This is a genomic window from Filomicrobium sp. (genome assembly GCF_025698805.1).
Taxonomy (GTDB): domain Bacteria; phylum Pseudomonadota; class Alphaproteobacteria; order Rhizobiales; family Hyphomicrobiaceae; genus Filomicrobium; species Filomicrobium insigne.
Genome location: NZ_JAILWT010000005.1, coordinates 156,155 through 177,116 on the forward strand (window position 1 = coordinate 156,155; position 20,962 = coordinate 177,116).

Genomic DNA, 20,962 nt, shown 5'->3' on the forward strand with positions numbered 1-20,962 from the left:
AGCCGGCACTTAGCGATGGATCAACGACAGTCGTCGCGCCGCCTCCAGCTCGCGGCAGATGGCGGTTCTCCGCCGGGATCAACGGATGGAAGCTCTCGCATTCCGAAATGCCACAGGGGAACGATGTGACGCTGGAGGGGAACGCCTTCCCCTGCTACCGAGCCCAGGATCTCGGCTGCCCCCTTCTGCGGGCAGACCCCGCGATACCCCATAGAGGGAGAGGGCAGCGGCTGTCGCCGTGGCGGGTTTGAGGTCGAGAGAGAGGCTCCCGGCCGGCCCGTCATGGAGATTCTGCCATGACCCAGATAAGCACCATCACCGACCGGGACGGCATCGGTTCGCCGCCGGTTTCGGCTGGCTATAAAGTTGACATCTCGCGGGGCGAGCGGATCGGGCGAGTATCGTCCGAATGGTTCTCGCGGCCCGACGACGAGCGCTATCTATCGCTCGGCGATCTTTACGCCGCCGTGCGCGCACGGGCTGATCGAGCCACCGCCCGCACCGTCGAATCTCGCGCGATCCGTGTCGAAGCAAGTCGCGACGACGCCGAGCGCCTGGCGCTGATCGTTCCCGGCCGCGACGAGCCCATCGCTCCGACGCACTGGTCGTTCGGCCAGATGTGCAGCTTGGTCGGCGCACCGGCAAGCTATATGCGGCAGCTCCCCGCGCCGCTTGCCGGCATCAACATGCAGCACGGACTGCTCTCGCACAGAGCCGAGTTGGTGAAGACGTTGGAAGCCGATGACGGGCGGATCGAGCTGCGCGCCGTCACCGGCCCCGACTATGGCCGCATCTGGGACCATGAGCTGGTCGCCGCGGTCATGAAGATCGCCGGTGAAGGGACAGGCGACACAAGATGGAAGGTGCCAGGCCTGCTCGATTGGTCGACCATGACGCACAACCCGTTCGTCGAAGTGACCAAGGACACCACCACGCTCTACGCCTCCGATCGCGACGTGTTTCTCTTCCTGGTCGACGACACCCATCCGATCGAGGCCGGCCGTCTCCCCAACGGCGATCCCGATCTCTACTTTCGGGGCTTCTATTGCTGGAATAGCGAGGTCGGCTCGAAGACGCTCGGCATGGCGTCTTTCTATCTCCGCGCGGTTTGTATGAATCGCAACATCTGGGGCGCCGAGGGCTTCGAGGAGATTTCGATCCGCCACAGCAAGTTCGCCAGCCATCGCTTCGCGCATCAGGCGGCGCCGGCGCTGGAACGCTTCGCCACGTCGTCGCCCATGCCGTTTCTGGCCGGGATCAGGGCAGCTCGCGAACAGATCGTCGCCCGCAAGGATGACGATCGCGAAAGCTTTCTGCGCCGCCGCGGCTTCTCACGTCCAGAGACCGAGAAGATCATCGCCACCGTGCTGGAGGAAGAAGGGCGTCCGCCGGAGTCGATCTTCGACTTCGTCCAGGGGATCACGGCGCTTGCCCGTACCAAGCCTCATCAGGATTCCCGGCTGGAGCTGGAGGGCAAGGCCGCGAAGCTCCTTTCCAGCGTCCGGTAACATGGCGAGGCGTGGAGCCGGGTTTGCGGCTTCGCGCCTCTACGCCTCTGCGCAGCCCCAACCTCCTAGAGGAAGAGGGCTGCGCTCGCTTCGTGACGGGTTGGAGGCCGAGAGAGAGGCTTTCGGCCGCCCGTCGCGGAGTACATCCCGATGGCTACTGCTGTTAAGAAGATCACCCTGTCCTCGTCGCGGGACATCCCTTTCAACAAGCTGGTGCTCAGCCAGTCCAATGTCCGCCGGATCAAAGCCGGCGTCTCGATCGAAGAGCTGGCCGAGGACATCGCCCGGCGCACGCTCCTGCAGAGCATCACCGTGCGGCCGGTTCGCGATGCCGACGGCGTCGAGACCGGCATGTTCGAGGTTCCGGCCGGCGGCCGCCGCTTCCGCGCGCTCGAACGCCTGGTCAAGCAGAAGCGCTTGGCCAAGACCGCGCCGGTGCCCTGCGTCGTGCGCGAGGATGGCATCCCCGAGGAGGACAGCCTCGCCGAGAATGTCCAGCGCGCGCCGCTGCATCCGCTCGATCAGTTCCGGGCCTTCCTGACGCTCCGCGAGAAAGGCCAGTCCGAGGAGGACATCGCCGCGGCCTTCTTCGTCGCCGTGTCGGTCGTCAAGCAGCGCCTGCGCCTGGCGTCGGTCTCGCCCAAGCTCCTCGACGTCTATGCCGACGATGGCATGACTCTCGACCAGCTCATGGCGTTCACCGTCAACGGCGACCACGAGCGGCAGGAGCAGGTGTTCGAGCGCCTGAGCCAGTCCTACTCCAAGGAGCCGCACGTCATTCGCCGGATGCTGACCGAGGGTGCGGTGCGAGCTTCCGACAAGCGCGCGCAGTTCATCGGCCTCGACGCCTACACTGGCGCAAGCGGCGTGATTCTGCGCGACCTGTTCCAGGGCGACGACGGCGGCTGGCTGCAGGATGTTGGCCTCCTCGACACGCTGGTGGCCGAGAAGCTTCGGGCGGAGTCCGAGGCAATCCGTGCCGAAGGCTGGAAGTGGATCGATGTCGCGCCCGACTTCGCCTACGGCCACATCTATGGCCTGCGGCAACTGCGCGGCGAGCAGATTCCGCTCACTGACGAAGAGCAGGCGACCCGTGATGCGTTGCAGGCCGAGATGGACGGTCTGGAGGAGACCTACGCTGAAGCCGACGAGTTGCCCGACGAGGTCGACCAGCGGCTCGGCGAGATCGAGACGGCGGTTGCCGCTTTCGACGATCGTCCTCAGGCTTTCGATCCCGATGAGGTCGCGCGTGCTGGCGCATTCGTCAGCATCGACGGCTCGGGCGTCCTGCGCGTCGAGCGTGGCTACGTTCGCCCCGAGGACGAGCTTCCGATCGCTCCGGAGGCCGACGTCGAGGCCGATCCCGCCGACGAGGATGCGATCGCAGTCCAAGCCGAGGACGACGATGCGAGCGCAGGCGCGGAGTCTCCTGCGGATGAGCCCGAGGAAGACGACGGCATCAAGCCGATTCCTGACCGGCTGATGACCGAGCTGACCGCCCACAGGACTCTGGCCCTTCGCCATTCCCTGGGCGAGCATCCCGACATCGCCTTCGTCGCGGCGCTTCATGCCCTGTGCCTTAAGCTGTTCTACCGCTACGCACAGGACACCTGCCTGGAACTCGACGTGAAGAGCGCGGGATTCGGCGCTCAGGCGCCGGGCCTTGCCGACAGCGCGCTCGCCGTCGCTTTCGACGCCCGGCATCAGGCTTGGCTCTCTGCCCTGCCGAAAGAGCCGGCCGATCTCTGGGACGGGCTCATGTCGTTCGACACCGACAGCCGTCAGGCGCTGTTCGCGCACTGCGTGTCGTTGTCGGTCAACGCGATCTATGAGGCTTACAATCGCAAGCCTCGAGCCCTTGCACACGCCGACCGCATCGCCCAGGCCGTCGATCTCGACATGGTCGCCGCCGGTTGGACGCCGACGATCGGCAACTATTTCGGCCGCGTCACCAAGGCCCGCATCCTCGCAGCAGTGCGGGAGGCGAAGAGCGCGCGTGCGGGCGACCGCATCGAGCACCTGAAGAAGGCCGAGATGGCGGAACAGGCCGAGACGCTGTTGGCAGGGTCCGGATGGCTTCCGGAACCGCTGCGCACGCCTGGTCGTTGCGTGCCGAATGTCGCCGAATCCGACGTCATCGATTCCGCCGAAGCGGGCGCCGATGCGGCGGGCGCAGAAACGGCGGCGGACGGCGGCGAAACGGTCGTGGTGGAAGATGAGGAAGTGACCGAGGATGCATCGGTCGCGCTCGAACATCACGCCACAGCGGCCGAGTAACAAAGGAGCCAACCGCACCGTCAGGGGCCCGCCAGCGATGGCGGGCCCTTTTTCGTTCCGGAGGACACGATGCCGGACAATGCATCCGATCTGGCGCAACGCCTCGGGCGGCAGGCCGAGGCAGTGTGCCGTCATTATCTTTCGAACGGCCGCCGCGAGGGTCGCTACTGGCTGGTGGGCGATGCCCGCAACACGCCGGGCCGGTCCATGTTTGTCCGGCTGAAGGGCGCGGAGATCGGCAAGGGGGCTGCGGGCAAATGGACGGACGCCGCCACCGGCGAACATGGCGATTTGCTCGACGTGATCCGCGAAAGCCGCGGCTTGCTCGACTTCAAGGATGTGGTCGACGAAGCCCGAGTCTTCCTCAGCCTGCCGCACCCGGACCCGGAGCCGCAATCGAGGCGCCTCGCACCGGCACCGACCGGATCGCCGGAGGCGGCGCGCCGGCTCTTGTCCATCTCACAGCCGATTCCGGGCACTCTCGTAGAGACGTACTTACGTCAACGCGGCATCACGGCTTTGCACGGAACCGGATCGCTGCGCTTTCACCCGCGATGCTATTACCGGCCAGACGAGCATAGCCCGACCGAGAGCTGGCCGGCGATGATCGCATCCGTCACCGATCTCGGCGGCCGGATCACCGGCGCACATCGCACCTGGCTTGCACTCGACGGTAGCGGCAAGGCGCCGATTGACACGCCGCGGCGGGCGATGGGCGACCTGCTCGGCCATGCGGTCCGATTCGACGTGGCGCGTGACGTGATGGCTGCCGGAGAAGGCATCGAAACGATACTGTCGCTGCGGATGGCGTCACCCCGTATGCCGATGGCCGCCGCGCTATCGGCCGCGCATCTCGCAGCCATCCTGTTCCCGCCAACGCTCCGCCGACTCTACATCGTGCGTGACGACGATCCGGCCGGTGACGGCGCGCGCGACAGTCTGATCGAACGGGCGAACTCTGCTGGCATCGAGGCGATTGTTCTGTCGCCAACGCTCGGAGACTTCAACGAGGATCTCAGGCGGATCGGCATTGTTGCACTCTGGGCCAACGTCCGCGGTCAGCTCGTCCCCGAAGATGTCGCGCGTTTCCTCGCGACCGATGCGATGTAGTTCCGGAGGAATGCGGCAATAGCGGCGGCGCTTTCAGCGCGATCGTCCGACTGGTTCTCCCATCTCGCCGGAAAGAACCGCGACCCGGCCTTCGAGAGGGCGATCGGCCGTCAAACGGTCCGGCCCGGCAATGGCTGCGCCCGGTTCTTTTCCGCCGGCCCTTCGGGCCTTTGCATCGCGAAGCAAAACAACCGGGCTTCGCCATCCTCCGCTGACGCTTCGGCCCTGCGCTTCGCTCCGGGTGCAGGCCCGGCCCGCCCGACGGCTTTCGTCGCCAGAAGGCCGCGAGGGTCGCGGTCAGACCGACGAAGGAGCATCCCATGACGAGCGATCGCGACGACTTCGAGCCCCATCACGCTTCATCTCCTACCGACCACGTTCTCACCGAACTTCAGCTTTACGGCTTCCGCCCTTTCCAGGACGAACTCGACCCGAGGCCGCTACCCGACGGGAACGTCGTAGCCGGCGCCATCGCTGACATCTTCGACGCTTTGATCGTAACCCTGCAGGACACCCGCCTCGAGCCCGACCTCGACGATCTTCTTTGGTCGACTGTCAATCTTTTCCACCGCGCCACCGACCGGATCGAGCGCGAACTCGACGACAACGAGCAGGCGCAGAGGCGGAGCCAACGGGAGCAGGACGGCTCCGAGGTGAAATCCGTCGACTTGGAACGGCTCACCGCCCAGGGGCAAACGCTGATCGAACGCAGGGACGCGTTCGAGCTGATGCGCGACCAGGCCGCCGACCACTTCGAACGCCACACCAACTCATCGTGGCGGCCGCGCAGCGGATCGATGGTCAACCATCGCAACCTGACCTCGGCGATGATCGACAGTCGCGACTTTCTCGCTGCCAGGAAGCGCGCCAAGAACGACGTCCTATTCCCGGCTGGCTCGAAGATCGCGCTCACCGGCGGACTCGACTTCAACGATCACCGGCTCATCTGGGCCAAGCTCGATCAGGTTCACGCCAAGCACCCGGACATGGTTCTGTTGCACGGCGGCAGCCCGAAGGGCGCCGAGCGCATCGCCGCACGCTGGGCCGATCATCGCAACGTGCCGCAGATCGCGTTCAAGCCCGACTGGACGAAGCACGCCAAGGCCGCGCCATTCAAGCGCAACGACCAGATGCTCGACGTCCTGCCGATCGGCGTCATGCACTTCCCGGGCACGGGCATTCAGGACAACCTCGCCGACAAGGCCCGCAAGCTCGGCATCCCGGTCTGGAAGTTCGGCGGCGCGTAAGCGCCGCCATCTTTCACCTTTAATCACCCTGATAGGCGGGAGCCTTCAAGGCTGCGGGCGCCAGAACTGCGTACTGTAATTGTTCAGCCCGCGGGAGTGAGAATCGACCGTCGCCTGGAAGGTGTTGGGGATCTTGTCTCCGTCACCGCCTTCCCGGAAATAATCCCTGACCGAATAGAGCGCGCCTCTCATCAGGTGCTCCCAAGTTTGATACAGCCTCTCTTGTAGGTCCTGCTCCCGCTTGGCAGCGCTCGGTTTTCGCCTGGGGATCGGTGCCGCATAGTCCGGACGTAGATCGATGTCATGCACAAACGTTATGCTGCCGAACGTCCACTTGTCATCGACAGTCCGGCGCCACCGATAGCTCACCTTCACGCTCAGATGTTTGCTGAAGCGATGAGGCGGCATGATGTGGTCATCGACGATAAAGAGCTGCGCTTCCTTCTGCTCGGTTTCCAGTCGTCGCTTCATAGCTCCGACGGCGAAGGACAGATCACGGCCCGCACGTCGGAGGGCGTCGCCTGTTTCCGCTCGCTTTCGCTGTGCCTTGGCCTCGCGGTGTTTCGCCAACGCACGGTCAAAGGAATGGAGATTTGTTGCGATGTAGGAGCCGCAGTTCGCGAGAGCGAGACGGTGTAAATCGCCGGACCGTTCCTCCCGGATCGCCTGCTCGATGAGCCTGTCCAACTCGCTGGTGTCGATCGCCGCGATGGCAACCTGCTGATCGTGGGGGATGTTAATCTCTCCCATGCCGAATGTCCTCGTTCTCCCTATTGAGGCACGCGTCGCCGTGACCGCCTTGAGCTCAAGGCGAAGATGCCGAGTCAGCCTATGCAAGATAGCCCACACCGAGTGACTTCGCACGGCGAAGCGCATGACGTCTTGTGGACTGGTGAGTAGCTCCACGTCGAGCAAAGCACCCCCGCTTTTCTGCGCTGATCCTTGGTCCGACTGATCGCTTGTCGCCATCAACCCGTAAAGGGTCGGCTATGCGAGCATGCCGCCGCTGCGGCTTCGCCTGCGCGGTGATTGCAGCGTTCAGTCCGACACGTCGGACGCCTGTCAGCGGGGGATGGTCCTCCGCCTCCAGACAGGAGCCGGTACAATGTCACTCAACGACGCTCACGCCTTTGCCTTCAGCCTTGCAGCGACGCTCATGGTCGCGATCGTCATCCTCCAAGCCGGCGACGGTAGCCTCTCGGTTATTCCAGCCACCGAATATGACGGCGACGCCAGCGACATCGTCTATGAAATCGATCCCTTCGCCTGGTGACCACGATGAGATCTTGCTCGCGGGAGCGGAACTCCTCCGGGATTTCCACTCCCGTCTTCGCTCGATTTCGACTATGTTTGCGTCGCGCCGTGGTGGTGGTGGAAGGCGCGACCGTCAGACATTTCTCACGGGAGACCATCACCATGATCTTCATCGGCATCCTCGCCAGCATCGCAGCCATCGGCGTGCTCTGTTGGCTATTGTTCACGCTTGCCGTGTTCGCCCTGCCGCTCTTCGCAGGCGTCGCCGCCGGTATGTGGGCCTATGAGAGCGGCGCCGGTTGGCTCGGCGGCTTTGTCGTCGGCGCCATTGCAGCGGCTTTGACCTATGGCGTCGGCCAGCTTCTCCTCGCCTTCGTGCGCCCGCTTTGGCTGCGGATCGGCGTCGTGCTCGCCTTCGTCGCCCCGGCGGCACTTGCCGGCTACCATGCCACCCACGGCATCGTGAAACACACGATGCCGTCCGAGACATGGCAGATCGTCTTTTCCGTCATCGGGGCAATCGCTGTTGGCGTCACTGCACTGTTGAAGATGACGACGATGGCGACGCCTGGATCACCCGGCGGGAGCGTCGCTCACGGCTGACATCGTAGTTTGCGAGCCGTGCTAGCCGCTGGAGCGGACCGAGTGAACGTGACATATCTTGGCATTGCTATGGCGCTGATCGGGCCAGGAGCCGTAGCGCTATTGTCAACGGCAATTGCTTCCGAGCCTGAGACGCTCGCACCACGCGCCTTGTCACTCGGCTTGTTCGTGGGTCTGCTGGTGGCGGTGGGATTGATCGCCGCCCGAGAACGCCTTGGCTGGCGCGATGTCGGGTTCAGACGTTCTGGCTGGTTGTCACCGCTCTGGGCTGTGCCAGTCGCCCTGTTCTTCATCTTTATCTTCGGGCCAGCGGCCTTTGTGACGAACCTGAACGCAGGCTCATTCGACACCGGGATAGATCAGTTTCGTCAGCTCCCAGCATGGTATCTCGCGCTCGCCATCCTGATCGTCAGCGCCGGTGAGGAATGGCTATACCGTGGCTATGCCATCGAGCGCCTTGAACGACTCACTGGAAATGCCTGGTTCGCAGGCGCGATGTCCCTCGCCGCATCCGTGCTCGTGCATCTTCCCGTCTGGGGACCGGGGCCGGCAGCGACAACCTTGGTTTCGGGCGGAATCCTGACGCTCCTCTACATCTGGCGGCGCGATGTGCTGATGCTGATCTGTGCTCATGTCGCGACCGATCTGTGGGGCCTCATACGCCCGCTGTGAGCTACCTCGGCTCATCGGCGAAGTCTGTCGAGCAGCCTTTCGAAAGGCGGGTGTCAGCGGCATTGTCATCTTGGATCGTGGAATGGCGACTCGCGACTGATCCGGACGTTCTTGGCCTGAACACAGAGCGGGTCATCGATCGTGTGAATCGTTGCTGCGATCTCGACGGTTGCACCGAGGTCGCCACGTTCTCCGTTGCTCGATCTCTGTCTGGTCGACCGCTCCCAACGGCCTCTTCAATGGACTGATCTGGCCGAAGGTCGGCTACGCCTCGACCGCCTATGCGGCAACGGCGCCGATCGACTTTCTTCCCCTGCCGGCTGCGCCGTCATTCCTCGCGAAGCAAGAAAGTCTCCCGGCTGCCATCCTCCGCTGCGCTACGGCCTGCGAGCAGGTGCCGCGTCGATCGCCTCCGGCCTGTCGATCGCCATCGAGGCCGCAATGGTGCGGGCTCGGAACAGAGTTCAAGGAGAACTATCATGGCGACCATCGGCACCTTCAAGAAGTCCGGCGCGAACGAGTTCACGGGCCAAATCGTCACCCTCAGCGTCCAGGCCAAGAACGTCCGCATCGTCCCCGAGGCCAACCGCTCCGGCGACAACGCCCCCAGCCACCGCGTCTTCGTCGGCCGCGTCGAGATTGGCGCCGCCTGGTCCAAGCGCAGCAACGAGGGCCGCGATTACCTGGGCCTCAAGCTCGACGATCCGAGCTTCACCGCCCCGATTTACGCCAACTTCTTCGATGACGAGGATGGTGAGGGTTACAGCCTGATCTGGTCTCGTCCCAACGGCCGCCGCGCCGACTGACCCGCCCGCGAACCCCGCCCGATCCTCGGGCGGGGTTCGTCTTTTCGATTCTGCCAAGCTCGCGAAGCCGCTTTCAGACGACCCGAGCGGCTAATCTGAGCAGACTCGACCTCTACACGTCGCCGGATTTCCGTGTCCGCGGTTTTGCGGCTTTGCGCGTTTCCGCCGATCCGGTTAACCGGATCGGAGCCACCGTTTCATCGAGAAAGGCGGCAGGCCTCACTTCTAACGCTTCCGCCAGATGCCACATCGTCAACAGCGTGACATTTTGCTGGCCCCGCTCCATGCCGCTCACATAAGCGCGGTCCACACCCATTTTCACGGCGACCGCCTCCTGACTGAGGCCGGCCGCGATGCGATACCTCCTGACGTTGGCTCCAAAGATTCTGCGAATGTCCATCCGCAGGATAGGAGACAATCGTGCATTATATCGCTACGTGTTATAATACACGGCCACGCCGCTTGCTCGCGATGCCGCCAGCGGGATGGCGCGATGCGTGAAAAGCATCGGGAAATTTCAGCTACCGGTCTGGTTTGCAGTTGCGCTGCGGATACGATCGATTAACCAAGGACGATGGACGCGCCAATGACCGCCATTGCCTTCCAAGATCGTCCGCCCGAGAGCGACCGTCTCACGGCCTACGATGAAAGCCATCTCGCCGCCTATATCCGGTTGCTGGACGCCGACGCGGAAGGCGCCGATTGGCGTGAGGCGGTGCAGATCATCTTCGGACTTGACCCCGAACGTGATCCCGTACGCGCTCGCATCATGCATCAAACCCATCTCGCCCGCGCGCGCTGGATGACAACCACCGGCTATCGCGAGCTCCTCCGCCCCCGAGCGCAGTGAAATTGGGCTCTCCTCCCGGTTGTGGAAGGCATCGCGCCGTCCAGATTCAGGGACTTCCGTCATGTCTTGTCGGCAGCAACTCTGCGCGCGCAGGGGGCCACTCTGAGCACGGACGAGGAGACGCGTATGGCCGAGCCGCCCGATTGGCGATTAGAGCAGACCGAACGCGCCCTTAACCGGCTGGAGCGGCAGGGATTCGCGTGGGAATTTCTGCGCCGCAATCCCGACTATCGCAGTGAGTACGACAGCTTGCACAGGACCCCAATAAGTCAGCCAGGCGCTACATCGCGACAAAGGAGCACCGCCCCGCAATGGGGATTGCGCTTTCCTGATCGATCCCGATCGATCCGCTCATGAGACCACGATCTTTTGGCGTCCCGAGTACCTCGCCAGCGTATTGCTACTCGAAGCCGCGCCAGCCGTATTTCGGATGGCTCGACGACTCGAACAACTCGATCTGACGCTAGCCACCGCACGCAGACGGCGCGGCGGCGGAACCGCGATCGTGCTGCCTCACCCCGGTGGTGATATTCATCTGGTTGTCGGCGCCATCGAACCGACGCAACCGCTTGCAGTGCTACTGCCGCTCGACGACAGCTTCCACATCCGCGCCGAAGCGGCACTGCAATTCCAGCGGCACCTGCTCGGACGCGCGACCGGTCCGCCACCACGCGCGCTCGCGCTTACTCCACGCTACCGCCTGCGGCTGGTGCGCATGGTGCGTGCGTTAGACGGCCGATCCTCCGGCGCCACGTATCGCGAGATCGCCGCGGTACTCTTCGAAACGCACCAGCAATCCGCGGCCGAGTGGAAAACGTCGTCCATCCGTGCCCAGACCATCCGGTTGGTCAAGGATGCCGAGACGATGATGCGCGGCGGCTATCTACGCTTGCTGGCCGGCCGCTGAGCTGCGCCGCGACGCTCATCATTCAATAGCCGCAAGGGGTACGCGCACAGAGGGGTCTCACTCCGTCATCCACCCTGACGCCGGTGGTTCGCCATCGTGGTCGCTGCTTCGCCACCGCACGCCGGCGGCGCGGCCGATGCCCCGGAGGCCCCTATGTCAGCAGCGCGACTCGATCCCCCGCCACGTTATCTCCGCACACCCGAGGCGGCGCGCTTCCTCGGTCTGTCGGGCCGCACGCTCGAGAAGCACCGGACCTACGGCACGGGACCGGTCTACCGCAAGCTGGGTGGCCGCATTGTCTATGCGCTCGACGACCTACAGGCTTGGGCCGATCGCGGCACACGGCAGTCGACATCAGATCCCGGCCACGGTGTTGTCCATCCGGCGAAACGGCAGGCGACGCCCGCCGGGGGAATGCCCGTGCGACGCGGCGGCGCGTCATGATCGTCGCGATCCTCAATCAGAAGGGTGGCGTCGGCAAGACGACGCTCGCGCTGCATCTAGCCGGTGAATGGGCTCGACGAGGAAAGCGCGTCGTTCTCATCGACGCCGATCCCCAAAGCTCGGCGCTCGACTGGTCGCAACAGCGAGCGCGCGAAGGCCTGGCACGCCTGTTTGGTGTCGTCGGTCTGGCGCGAGATACACTTCATAGCGAAGCGCCGGAACTCGCGCGAAGCGCCGATCACGTGGTGATCGACGGGCCACCGCGTGTCGCCAGCCTGATGCGGTCCGCGCTGCTCGCCGCCGACCTGGTACTGATCCCCGTGCAGCCATCGCCTTTCGATGGCTGGGCGTCAGCGGAGATGCTCTCGCTGCTGGGCGAAGCGCGGATCTACCGCCCCCAGCTCGCCGCCCGCTTCGTGCTGAATCGTTGCGGAGCGCGAACCGTCATCGCCCGCGAGACGGCCGAGACGCTCGCCGATCACGATCCGCCGGTACTCACCAGCACCGTCGGCCAGCGCGTCACCTTCGCCGACGCGGCACGCTCCGGCCGCCTGGTCTCCGAGATCAACGAGCGCAGCCCCGCTGCGCACGAGATCATCGCACTCTGCACTGAGGTCGGGAGGATCGCACCATGACGGAGCGATCCCACAAACGTGCCTTCACTGCACGTCCAGCCGATCCCGAGAGCTGGGTGAAAGCCCCCGATCCGCGCTCCGCGCGCGGCGGCGACGCCGCCAATTTCACCGCACGCCTCACCATCGACGTCACGCCCGACATGCGCGGCCAGATCAAGATCGCCGCGTTCCAGCGCGGCGTGACTGTCGCCGACATGCTGCGCGAACTCCTCGCCCGCGAATTTCCCCCAGCCGAAGGAGGTACGTCATGAACGGCGCTCCTGACTTGCGTCGCATTGCGACGCCGACCGTGGTTGGTCTGACCCACGTCGAGCTGACCTGGATTGAGAAGAAGATCGAATACTGGGTCAGGTTCGGCCAGGACGTCCACGAACAGATTCTCGACCGCCGCCGGCGCGTCGTCAGCTTCCCGCCCCATAGCGTGTTCGCCTTTGTCCGTTGGGCGGCCAACGACTTCGGCACGATCATCTCACGCATCGACATCGTGCGCGCGATCTCGCCGGGCGAACCCTATCAGACACTACCCTTCGTGCGCCCCGGTGGCGACATTCTGCTGAAGGCCGAGAGCTGGCCGAAAGTCGAGCGCGTTCTGCAGATCGTCGACGCGATCGAGTCGATCGGCATCAATCCCGCCGAGGTCTCGCCGCATCATTGGCGGCACGTTCACAATCGTCTCGCTGCCGGCCAAGAGCCGCGCAGCTACACGGCCGAGCAGCATCGCGCCATCCTTCTGCGCCGAAGGGTCGAGCCATGACCCGCTTCGGCTACGTCATGACGACGTACTTCACCGTGATGCTGATCGGTGGCCTGTCCTTCATCCACATCACGCCCCGGCTGATCTGGAACGCGTCCGCCAGCACGCCGATCGGCCTCTATTCGCTCGAGCGGTCGCCACGCCTTGAAGTGACGGACCTCGTCGCCGTCGAAGCCCCGGAGCCGCTCGCATCGTTCCTCGCCGAGCGTGGCTACGTGCCGCGCGGCGTCCCCCTCATGAAACGCGTCGCCGCCCTTCCCGGGCAGCAGATCTGCCGCACCGGCGCACACGTCACCGTCGATGGCATCGCGATGGGCGCAGCGCTGACGCGCGACCGTCTCGGCCGCGATCTGCCCGTCTGGCAGGGCTGCCGGCGCATCGCCGACGGCGAGATCTTCCTCATGAACTGGTCCGTCGAGGACAGCCTCGACGGTCGCTACTTCGGTCCGATTTCCACCCGCTCGATCATCGGCCGCGCAACGCCTGTGTGGACCGATGAAGACGGCCGCGGCCGCTTCGAATGGCGCGCCGCGACGCGGTGAACGACGCGCCTATCCGACCTCACCGCATAGCGAAGGAGTCTTCCCATGCCGCAGATCGGCGAATTCACGCGCACCAAGACCGGCTATGCCGGACACATCCGCACGCTCTCTCTGGACGCCGAGATCGTGCTCGTCCCGGCCGAGCACACCGACGCTGAGAATGCGCCGGACTATCGTGTTCACCATGGCAGCGATGACGGACCTGAGATCGGCGCCGGATGGAAACGCACCGGCGAAAAGGCCGGCGACTACGTCTCCCTGCAGATCGACGATCCCACCCTGGCCCAGCCGATCCGCGCGAACCTCTTCCAATCGACCGAGGACAAATCCGCGTGGAACCTGCACTGGAATCGCCCGCCCAAGCGCGGCGAGCGGGACTGAACGATGTCCGGCCCGCGCCAACAAACTGTCGTCGGGCGGCCAAACGCCGTCCGACTGACAGCCTTCCTTCTCCTTTCCGGCCTGCTCCTCGGTGCGCCGTTCAACGCCACAGCGAACGCTCAGAATGCATCGGCCACGCGCACGGCGCCGGCCCATCCGTTCGCCGCCCACATTGAAGAGGCCGCACAGCGCTTCCGCATCCCGGCCGCGTGGATTCGCGCCGTCATGCACGCGGAAAGCGCTGGCGATGTGCGTGCGATCTCCTCTGCCGGCGCGATGGGCCTGATGCAAATCATGCCGGATACCTGGGCGGAGCTGCGCGTCCGCCATAGGCTCGGGCGTAATCCTTACGATCCGCGCGACAACATCCTGGCCGGCGCGGCGTACTTGCGCGAGATGTATGATCGCTACGGTTCGCCGGGTTTTCTTGCAGCCTACAACGCGGGACCAGGGCGCTACGAAGAATATCTCGCGGGCCGCCCGTTGCCGGCCGAGACCCGCGCCTATGTCGCCGCATTGGTCCCTTCCTTCGGCGGCGGTGACCTGCCCGGTGCAATCACCGTCGCCGTGGCTGATCCTCGCGCCTGGACTCGCGCGCCGTTGTTCATCACGCGGGCTGACGGCATCACCGCTGTCGATCCAGCGCAGGCGGAAAGCCCTCCGGACGACCCTCCGGCAGCAACTCCGGCGCGCGAGACTTCCGCGATCGTCCCGCAATCTTCGGGCCTGTTCGTGGCGCGTTCGGATGGTGGAGGCCCGCGATGACGGCGCTTCGCACGGATCGCGGTCTGGCGGGCTCCAGCGCATCATGGAGTGCGTGGAGGGGGAAGCAGGGCAACACAACCGCACGATGGCAGGATAAAGGGGCGCGATGTGCGCCTTGGTTCGGTTGTGCTTTTTCAAGAGCTTACACAGCGAATTCGCGAGGTGCGCCTGACCGGCGCAGCCTGCGGCTTTCGCTATTCTCCAAGATTATCCGCGCGATGGCGCGATGTGCGACGCCGCGCCCATGAGCAGCGAAGACGATTTCCGCATCCGGCCAGGCCGTATTCGCTCAACGCGCGCGCAGCGGGCTAGACCGTTCATCGCCCAGGCGCTCGCGGCCGCCCAACGCGCCGGCGGAACGGTCTCCCGTAAGGGGACGATCGGTCCTGGCCACCGCTCGCGGTTCGGCAGCGGCCAGCGTGCGTCGGTTCAGGCGAACCGGCTCATCACGTCCCGCTCACGCGGCGCCATGGTCAAGGCGCGTGTGGTCCGCCATGGCGGACGCAACGCGCCGCTCGGGACTCACCTGAACTATCTGCGCCGGGAGGGCGTCACCCGGGATGGAGAGAAGGCACGGCTGTTTGGCCCCGGCGTCGATGATGCCAATCCGAAGGGATTCGCGGAGCGGTGCGAGGATGATCGGCACCATTTCCGGTTCATCGTGTCGCCCGACGACGCCGTGGAAATGGCGGACCTCAAGACCTTCACGCGTGATCTCGTCGGGCAGATGGAAAAGGACCTGGGGACCAAGCTCGATTGGGTCGCCGTCGATCACTGGAACACCGAGCATCCCCATGTCCATCTGATCGTCCGCGGCGTGCGCGACGATGGCGAGAACCTCGTCATCTCCCGCGACTACATCAAGGAAGGGATGCGGGATCGAGCACGGGACCTGATCACCCGAGAGCTCGGACGTCGCACCGATCATGAAATCCGCCGCACGCTCGAGCGCCAGATCGACACCCAGCGCTGGACCAATCTTGATCGGCAGCTCGCCCGAGACAGCTACCGCACCGGTGTCGTCGACCTCGCGCCGTGGCCCGACCACCAGCCCGACGAGTTTCATGCGCTCAAAGTCGGACGCCTGCGAAAGCTTGAGTCCCTCGGCCTGGCCAACCAAATCGGTCCCGGCCAGTGGGCGATTTCGGAAAACGCCGAAACGACGCTGCGCCAGCTCGGTGAACGCGGCGACATCATCAAGCGCATCCATCGCGGTCTGACCGAACACGGCATCGAACGCGGTGCGTCCAACTATGTGCTCGCCGGGGAAAGCCTGGACGATCCTGTGGTCGGTCGGCTGGTCGCCCGCGGTCTCGACGATGAGCTGACGGGTACAGCCTATGCCGTGGTCGACGGCACGGACGGCCGCACCCATCACATCAAGCTGCCCGACCTCGACGCCGCCGGCGACAGCGCACCCGGCTCGATCGTCGAGCTGCGCAGGTTCGACGACGCGAAGGGACAGCGTCGCGTCGCGATGGCAGTACGGTCGGACCTCACCATCGAGCAGCAGATCACGGCGAACGGTGCGACTTGGCTTGATAGACAGTCGATCGCCAGCGAGCCGATTGCGCTCGGCGGCGGGGGCTTCGGCGCGGAGGTGCGCGAAGCCCTGGACCGGCGCGCCGAACACCTAGTTGGGCAAGGTCTGGCCGAACGTCAGAACCGCGGCGTCAGCTTCAGCCGCAACCTGATCGAAACGCTGCGCCGACGCGAATTGGATGCCGTCGGCGCGAAGCTCGCGGCAGAGAGCGGCCGCCCATTCAATAAGGCCGCAGCGGGGGAATACGTCGCTGGCGCCTACCAGCGGCGCATCGCACTCGCCTCCGGCCGCTTCGCGATGATCGATGACGGCCTTGGCTTCCAGCTCGTCCCCTGGTCCCCCTCACTCGAAAAACAGCTTGGCCGTCATGTCTCCGGCCTCGCCCGAGGCGACGGCGGCATCGATTGGAGCTTCGGCCGCAAGCGGGGGCTGGGTCTGTGAACTGCGGCCTCATCAAGAAAGGACTCCGCTATGTCGGCCACCAAAATCCTCTGGGGCCAAATCCTTGTCGTCTCCCTGATTGTGCTCGCGACCACCTGGGCCGCGACGCAGTGGACGGCATGGCAGCTCGGCTTCCAGCCGCAGCTCGGCCGGCCTTGGTTCGAACTCTTCGGCTGGCCGATCTATTATCCGCCGGCCTTCTTCTGGTGGTGGTACTTCTACGATGCCTATGCACCGCACGTTTTCGTCGAGGGCGCCTATATCGCGGCATCGGGCGGCTTTATCGCCATCGCGGTCGCCATCGGCATGTCGGTCTGGCGAGCGCGCGAGGCCAAGAATGTCGAGACCTACGGCTCAGCGCGGTGGGCGCGAGCCGATGAGGTGCGGGCCGCCGGTCTGCTTGGCCCCGGTGGCGTCGTGCTCGGCAAGTTCGACCGCGCCTATCTTCGCCATGACGGGCCAGAGCATGTGCTGTGTTTCGCGCCGACCCGCTCTGGCAAGGGCGTCGGCCTGGTGGTGCCATCGCTGCTGACCTGGCCCGGCTCCGCCATCGTTCACGACATCAAGGGCGAGAACTGGCAGCTCACCGCCGGCTTCCGCGCCCGACATGGACGCGTGCTGCTGTTCGATCCCACCAACGCGAAGTCGTCGGCCTACAACCCGCTACTCGAGGTCCGCCGCGGCGAATGGGAGGTCCGCGACGTCCAGAATATTGCTGACATCCTGGTCGACCCGGAAGGCTCGCTGGAGAAGCGGAACCACTGGGAGAAAACGAGCCATTCGCTTCTCGTTGGCGCAATCCTTCATGTCCTCTACGCGGAGGCGGACAAGACGCTCGCGGGCGTCGCCGCCTTCTTATCCGATCCGAAGCGGCCGATCGAGTCCACACTCGCCGCCATGATGAAGACCGCGCATCTCGGCGAGGCGGGCCCGCATCCCGTCATCGCCTCTGCCGCGCGCGAGCTGCTGAACAAATCCGACAACGAGCGCTCAGGTGTCTTGTCGACCGCCATGTCGTTTCTCGGACTCTATCGCGATCCGGTCGTCGCCGAGGTAACCCGCCACTGCGATTGGCGGATCACCGACATTGTCGGCGGGCCACAGCCATCGACGCTCTATCTCGTGGTGCCACCCTCTGACATCGCCCGCACCAAGCCGTTGATCCGTCTGATCCTCAATCAGATCGGACGCCGGTTGACGGAGGATCTCAATGCTAAGGGGCGGCGGCATCGGCTCCTGCTCATGCTCGACGAGTTTCCCGCGCTGGGGCGGCTCGACTTCTTCGAGAGCGCCTTGGCGTTCATGGCGGGCTACGGACTTAAGAGCTTCCTGATCGCCCAGTCACTCAATCAGATTGAGAAAGCCTATGGGCCGAACAATTCGATCCTCGACAACTGCCATGTCCGCGTCAGCTTCGCCACCAACGACGAGCGGACGGCCAAGCGCGTGTCAGATGCCTTGGGGACGGCGACCGAGATGCGCGCGATGCGCAACTATGCTGGGCATCGGCTCAGCCCCTGGCTCGGGCATCTCATGGTGTCGCGATCGGAGACGGCGCGCCCGTTGCTGACGGCCGGCGAGGTGATGCAGCTCGCGCCCGCTAACGAGATCGTCATGGTCGCCGGCACACCGCCCATCCGCGCGAAGAAAGCGCGTTACTTCGAGGACCGCCGCTTTCAGGAGCGCGTGCAGCCGCCGCCGGCGCTTGCGAAGCCAGCCGCGGGAAAGCCGGACGACTGGAGCGTTCTTCCATTGCCGTCGCGGCCACCGCTCGATCCAGCCGCCCGGCAGGACGGCACGGGTGACGACGACCCGACCGGCTCGGAGCGCCGTCGGCAACCCGAGCTGACGACGGCGAGGAGTGTCGAGAAGAAGGCTCCGATCGACAACGAGTTCGACCTCGATGGCGCCGACGATGCCGATGACGACACCGCCCGTGCGGGCCGGCTAAACCAGGTCATGCAGGGGGTCGCGCGGCAGGTCTCGCTCGACCCCAATGACGGCATGGATCTCTGAGTACACCGATGACGAAAATTCGGAAGAAGCAGCGGCTCTCGGTCTATCTTGATCCGGACGTCACGAAGGCGCTGGCCGCCTATGCTGCGCGGCGCGACCAATCGAGATCTCTGGTCGCTGAAGCGGCCATCGCGTCGTTCCTGTCGCCGGATGCGGCCGAGTGCCAGGAAGCTGCGACCACCAAGCGATTGGACCAACTCGACCGGCGCATGACGCGCATGGAACGCGACCTCGGCATTTCGGTGGAAATGCTGGCGGTGTTCGTTCGCTTCTGGCTCACCACCAATCCGCCATTGCCTGAGCCAGCGCAGGCGGCCGCACGCGTGCAGGCGGGCGAGCGCTACGACGCGTTTGTCGCAGCACTGGGACGGCGACTCGCGAAGGGCCCGAAGGTGCGTGAGGAGATTTCCGAAGACGTCGCGGGGAACGCGGGCGCGGAATAATGGTCGCGCCGGACATCGCAAGAGTTTGTCAGTTCCGCCGTCGCCCTGTCTTTGTACGCCAGAGCCCTACGACCCCATCCTCCTTGTTGTCATGATCTGATTTCTGCCTCTTCTACTCATCCCCGATCCAGGGCCGCGTGTTTGCGGTCCCGCGCAGAACGGGGACGACATGGCGGTTTCTCACCAGCAATCAGAGGCGATCCTTCGAGGCGCACGCATGTTGCGCACGGCCCTCGGCCCCGCCATCGCCGGATTTCTGGAAGACCCGTCGATCGTCGAGGTGATGCTCAATCCCGACGGGCGCCTCTGGATCGACCGGCTGTCCGAGGGACTGTCCGACACAGGAGAGCGTCTGTCGCCCGCGGACGGCGAACGCATCGTTCGCCTCGTCGCGCATCATGTCGGAGCCGAGGTTCATTCGGGTTCACCGCGGGTTTCGGCCGAGCTGCCCGAGACGGGGGAGCGGTTCGAAGGCCTTCTGCCGCCAGTCGTCGCCGCTCCGGCGTTCGCGATCCGCAAACCTGCCATCGCCGTCTTCACGCTCGCTGACTACGTCGCCGCCGAGATCATGTCGGCCGAACAGGCTGAGATCCTCCGCCGCGCCGTCGCGGACCGCCGCAACATCCTCGTTGCCGGCGGCACCTCGACCGGCAAGACCACGCTCACCAACGCCTTGCTCGCCGAAGTGTCGAAGACCTTCGACCGCGTCGTGCTGATCGAGGACACGCGCGAGCTACAATGCGCCGCGCCCAACCTTGTCGCCATGCGGACGAAGGATGGCGTCGCATCGCTCTCCGATCTCGTCCGCTCCTCGCTGCGCTTGCGCCCCGATCGCATTCCGATCGGCGAGGTGCGCGGCGCCGAGGCGCTGGATTTGCTCAAGGCCTGGGGGACGGGCCACCCGGGCGGCATTGGCACGATCCACGCCGGCACCGCGCTCGGCGCGCTGCGCCGCCTCGAGCAGCTCATTCAGGAAGCCGTCATCACCGTCCCGCGCGCGTTGATCGCGGAGACCATCGATCTGGTCGCCGTGCTCAGCGGCCGCGGCTCGACCCGTCGCCTCGCCGAACTCGCCCGCGTCGAGGGCCTTCAACCCGACGGCGACTACCGCGTCATCCCCACAACCCAGTCCGCCCAAGGAGATCCTGCATGATCCGCCATGCCCTGCGCGTTCGCCATCATATCGCGACGGCCGTGTCCGTCACTGTCCTCAGCATGATGCTGGCGCCGGCCGCCTACGCTTCCGGCTCCTCGATGCCGTGGGAAGCGCCGCTGCAGTCGATCCTCGAATCCATCGAGGGACCGGTCGCCAAGATCGTGGCGGTGATCATCATCATTATCACCGGCCTGACGCTCGCCTTCGGCGATACGAGCGGTGGTTTTCGCAGACTGATCCAGATCGTGTTCGGCCTCTCGATCGCCTTCGCGGCCAGTTCGTTCTTCCTCTCCTTCTTCTCCTTCGGCGGCGGAGCGCTCGTCTGATGGCGAGCCTGATCGAAAGCGCCGGCGAAGTGCCGGGTTATGCCGTTCCGGTCCACCGGGCGCTCACCGAGCACATCCTGCTCGGCGGCGCGCCGCGCTCTATCGCGATCCTGAACGGCACGCTAGCGGCGGCACTCGGCCTTGGCCTGCGCCTCTGGCTGGTCGGTCTCGGGCTCTGGGCGATCGGGCATTTCGCCGCCGTGTGGGCGGCCAAACGCGATCCGCAATTCGTCGACGTGGTGCGCCGTCACCTGCGCATTCCCGGCCATCTGAGCGCGTGAG

26 protein-coding genes are annotated in these 20,962 nt (G+C 65.1%); 24 read left to right on the top strand and 2 right to left on the bottom strand.

Features of this window, described 5'->3' with window-relative positions:
- Positions 1-296 precede the first annotated feature (296 nt).
- The 4 genes from K5845_RS14225 (at position 297) to K5845_RS14240 (ending at position 6,142) form a co-directional block, all read left to right on the top strand.
- Positions 297-1,508 carry a DUF932 domain-containing protein gene (locus K5845_RS14225; RefSeq protein ID WP_287959297.1) on the top strand — a complete coding sequence of 404 codons (1,212 nt, stop codon included), beginning with the start codon at positions 297-299 and terminating at the stop codon, positions 1,506-1,508.
- A gap of 150 nt (positions 1,509-1,658) precedes the next feature.
- Positions 1,659-3,785 (top strand): ParB/RepB/Spo0J family partition protein, encoded by a 2,127-nt coding sequence (locus K5845_RS14230; protein WP_287959298.1) that lies wholly within the window; start codon positions 1,659-1,661, stop codon positions 3,783-3,785.
- A 69-nt stretch (positions 3,786-3,854) separates the two neighbouring features.
- Positions 3,855-4,895 (top strand): DUF7146 domain-containing protein, encoded by a 1,041-nt coding sequence (locus tag K5845_RS14235; RefSeq protein ID WP_287959299.1) that lies wholly within the window; start codon positions 3,855-3,857, stop codon positions 4,893-4,895.
- A gap of 320 nt (positions 4,896-5,215) precedes the next feature.
- Complete coding sequence (locus K5845_RS14240) at positions 5,216-6,142, top strand: DUF2493 domain-containing protein (protein ID WP_287959300.1); 927 nt, start codon at positions 5,216-5,218, stop codon at positions 6,140-6,142.
- A 45-nt stretch (positions 6,143-6,187) separates the two neighbouring features.
- On the opposite strand, the gene K5845_RS14245 is transcribed toward K5845_RS14240, so the two are convergent.
- Positions 6,188-6,892 carry a hypothetical protein gene (locus K5845_RS14245; protein WP_287959301.1) on the bottom strand — a complete coding sequence of 235 codons (705 nt, stop codon included), beginning with the start codon at positions 6,890-6,892 and terminating at the stop codon, positions 6,188-6,190.
- A gap of 355 nt (positions 6,893-7,247) precedes the next feature.
- Between K5845_RS14245 and K5845_RS14250 the strand changes: the two genes are divergently transcribed.
- The 4 genes from K5845_RS14250 to K5845_RS14265 all read left to right on the top strand — a co-directional run bounded on the left by K5845_RS14250 (position 7,248) and on the right by K5845_RS14265 (position 9,477).
- Complete coding sequence (locus K5845_RS14250; protein ID WP_287959302.1) at positions 7,248-7,415, top strand: hypothetical protein; 168 nt, start codon at positions 7,248-7,250, stop codon at positions 7,413-7,415.
- A 143-nt stretch (positions 7,416-7,558) separates the two neighbouring features.
- Positions 7,559-7,999 (top strand): hypothetical protein, encoded by a 441-nt coding sequence (locus K5845_RS14255; RefSeq protein ID WP_287959303.1) that lies wholly within the window; start codon positions 7,559-7,561, stop codon positions 7,997-7,999.
- A gap of 42 nt (positions 8,000-8,041) precedes the next feature.
- On the top strand, positions 8,042-8,671 hold the full coding sequence (locus K5845_RS14260) for a CPBP family intramembrane glutamic endopeptidase (protein WP_287959304.1): 630 nt from the start codon (positions 8,042-8,044) through the stop codon (positions 8,669-8,671).
- Between the two features lie 479 nt (positions 8,672-9,150).
- Positions 9,151-9,477, top strand: coding sequence for a DUF736 domain-containing protein (locus K5845_RS14265; RefSeq protein WP_287959305.1), 327 nt, complete (start codon positions 9,151-9,153; stop codon positions 9,475-9,477).
- 112 nt (positions 9,478-9,589) lie between these two features.
- Here the strand turns inward: K5845_RS14265 and K5845_RS14270 are convergent, their stop codons facing one another.
- Positions 9,590-9,877, bottom strand: a complete 288-nt coding sequence (locus K5845_RS14270) for a helix-turn-helix domain-containing protein (RefSeq protein ID WP_041575158.1) — start codon at positions 9,875-9,877, stop codon at positions 9,590-9,592.
- 186 nt (positions 9,878-10,063) lie between these two features.
- On the opposite strand from K5845_RS14270, the gene K5845_RS14275 reads away from it, so the two are divergent.
- The 16 genes from K5845_RS14275 to K5845_RS14350 all read left to right on the top strand — a co-directional run bounded on the left by K5845_RS14275 (position 10,064) and on the right by K5845_RS14350 (position 20,961).
- Positions 10,064-10,327 carry a DNA -binding domain-containing protein gene (locus K5845_RS14275; protein ID WP_287959306.1) on the top strand — a complete coding sequence of 88 codons (264 nt, stop codon included), beginning with the start codon at positions 10,064-10,066 and terminating at the stop codon, positions 10,325-10,327.
- Positions 10,328-10,453: 126 nt separating this feature from the next.
- Positions 10,454-10,684, top strand: a complete 231-nt coding sequence (locus K5845_RS14280; RefSeq protein ID WP_287959307.1) for a transcriptional regulator domain-containing protein — start codon at positions 10,454-10,456, stop codon at positions 10,682-10,684.
- Positions 10,685-10,757: 73 nt separating this feature from the next.
- Positions 10,758-11,234, top strand: a complete 477-nt coding sequence (locus K5845_RS14285) for a DUF2285 domain-containing protein (RefSeq protein ID WP_287959308.1) — start codon at positions 10,758-10,760, stop codon at positions 11,232-11,234.
- A 153-nt stretch (positions 11,235-11,387) separates the two neighbouring features.
- Entirely contained in the window at positions 11,388-11,678 is a 291-nt protein-coding gene (locus K5845_RS14290) for a helix-turn-helix transcriptional regulator (RefSeq protein ID WP_184064166.1), read from the top strand.
- Positions 11,675-12,313, top strand: coding sequence for a ParA family partition ATPase (gene parA, locus K5845_RS14295; protein WP_287959309.1), 639 nt, complete (start codon positions 11,675-11,677; stop codon positions 12,311-12,313). The genes K5845_RS14290 and parA overlap by 4 nt, the downstream gene beginning before the upstream one ends.
- Entirely contained in the window at positions 12,310-12,564 is a 255-nt protein-coding gene (locus K5845_RS14300) for a ribbon-helix-helix protein (RefSeq protein WP_287959310.1), read from the top strand. The genes parA and K5845_RS14300 overlap by 4 nt, the downstream gene beginning before the upstream one ends.
- Positions 12,561-13,067 (top strand): DUF2840 domain-containing protein, encoded by a 507-nt coding sequence (locus K5845_RS14305; protein ID WP_287959311.1) that lies wholly within the window; start codon positions 12,561-12,563, stop codon positions 13,065-13,067. The genes K5845_RS14300 and K5845_RS14305 overlap by 4 nt, the downstream gene beginning before the upstream one ends.
- Positions 13,064-13,609, top strand: coding sequence for a S26 family signal peptidase (locus K5845_RS14310; protein ID WP_287959312.1), 546 nt, complete (start codon positions 13,064-13,066; stop codon positions 13,607-13,609). The genes K5845_RS14305 and K5845_RS14310 overlap by 4 nt, the downstream gene beginning before the upstream one ends.
- A 45-nt stretch (positions 13,610-13,654) precedes the next feature.
- Positions 13,655-13,990, top strand: coding sequence for a DUF736 domain-containing protein (locus K5845_RS14315; RefSeq protein ID WP_287959313.1), 336 nt, complete (start codon positions 13,655-13,657; stop codon positions 13,988-13,990).
- A gap of 3 nt (positions 13,991-13,993) precedes the next feature.
- Positions 13,994-14,755, top strand: coding sequence for a lytic transglycosylase domain-containing protein (locus K5845_RS14320; RefSeq protein ID WP_287959314.1), 762 nt, complete (start codon positions 13,994-13,996; stop codon positions 14,753-14,755).
- Between the two features lie 244 nt (positions 14,756-14,999).
- Entirely contained in the window at positions 15,000-16,739 is a 1,740-nt protein-coding gene (locus tag K5845_RS14325) for a relaxase/mobilization nuclease domain-containing protein (RefSeq protein WP_287959315.1), read from the top strand.
- A 30-nt stretch (positions 16,740-16,769) separates the two neighbouring features.
- Complete coding sequence (locus tag K5845_RS14330; RefSeq protein WP_287959316.1) at positions 16,770-18,755, top strand: conjugal transfer protein TraG; 1,986 nt, start codon at positions 16,770-16,772, stop codon at positions 18,753-18,755.
- 8 nt (positions 18,756-18,763) lie between these two features.
- A complete protein-coding gene (locus K5845_RS14335) occupies positions 18,764-19,198 on the top strand; it encodes a ribbon-helix-helix domain-containing protein (RefSeq protein WP_287959317.1) in 435 nt (144 codons plus the stop codon).
- Between the two features lie 169 nt (positions 19,199-19,367).
- Positions 19,368-20,351 (top strand): P-type conjugative transfer ATPase TrbB, encoded by a 984-nt coding sequence (gene trbB, locus K5845_RS14340; protein WP_012112767.1) that lies wholly within the window; start codon positions 19,368-19,370, stop codon positions 20,349-20,351.
- Positions 20,348-20,680, top strand: coding sequence for a TrbC/VirB2 family type IV secretion system protein (locus K5845_RS14345; RefSeq protein WP_012112766.1), 333 nt, complete (start codon positions 20,348-20,350; stop codon positions 20,678-20,680). The genes trbB and K5845_RS14345 overlap by 4 nt, the downstream gene beginning before the upstream one ends.
- Positions 20,680-20,961 carry a VirB3 family type IV secretion system protein gene (locus tag K5845_RS14350; protein ID WP_287959318.1) on the top strand — a complete coding sequence of 94 codons (282 nt, stop codon included), beginning with the start codon at positions 20,680-20,682 and terminating at the stop codon, positions 20,959-20,961. The genes K5845_RS14345 and K5845_RS14350 overlap by 1 nt, the downstream gene beginning before the upstream one ends.
- Position 20,962 lies beyond the last annotated feature (1 nt).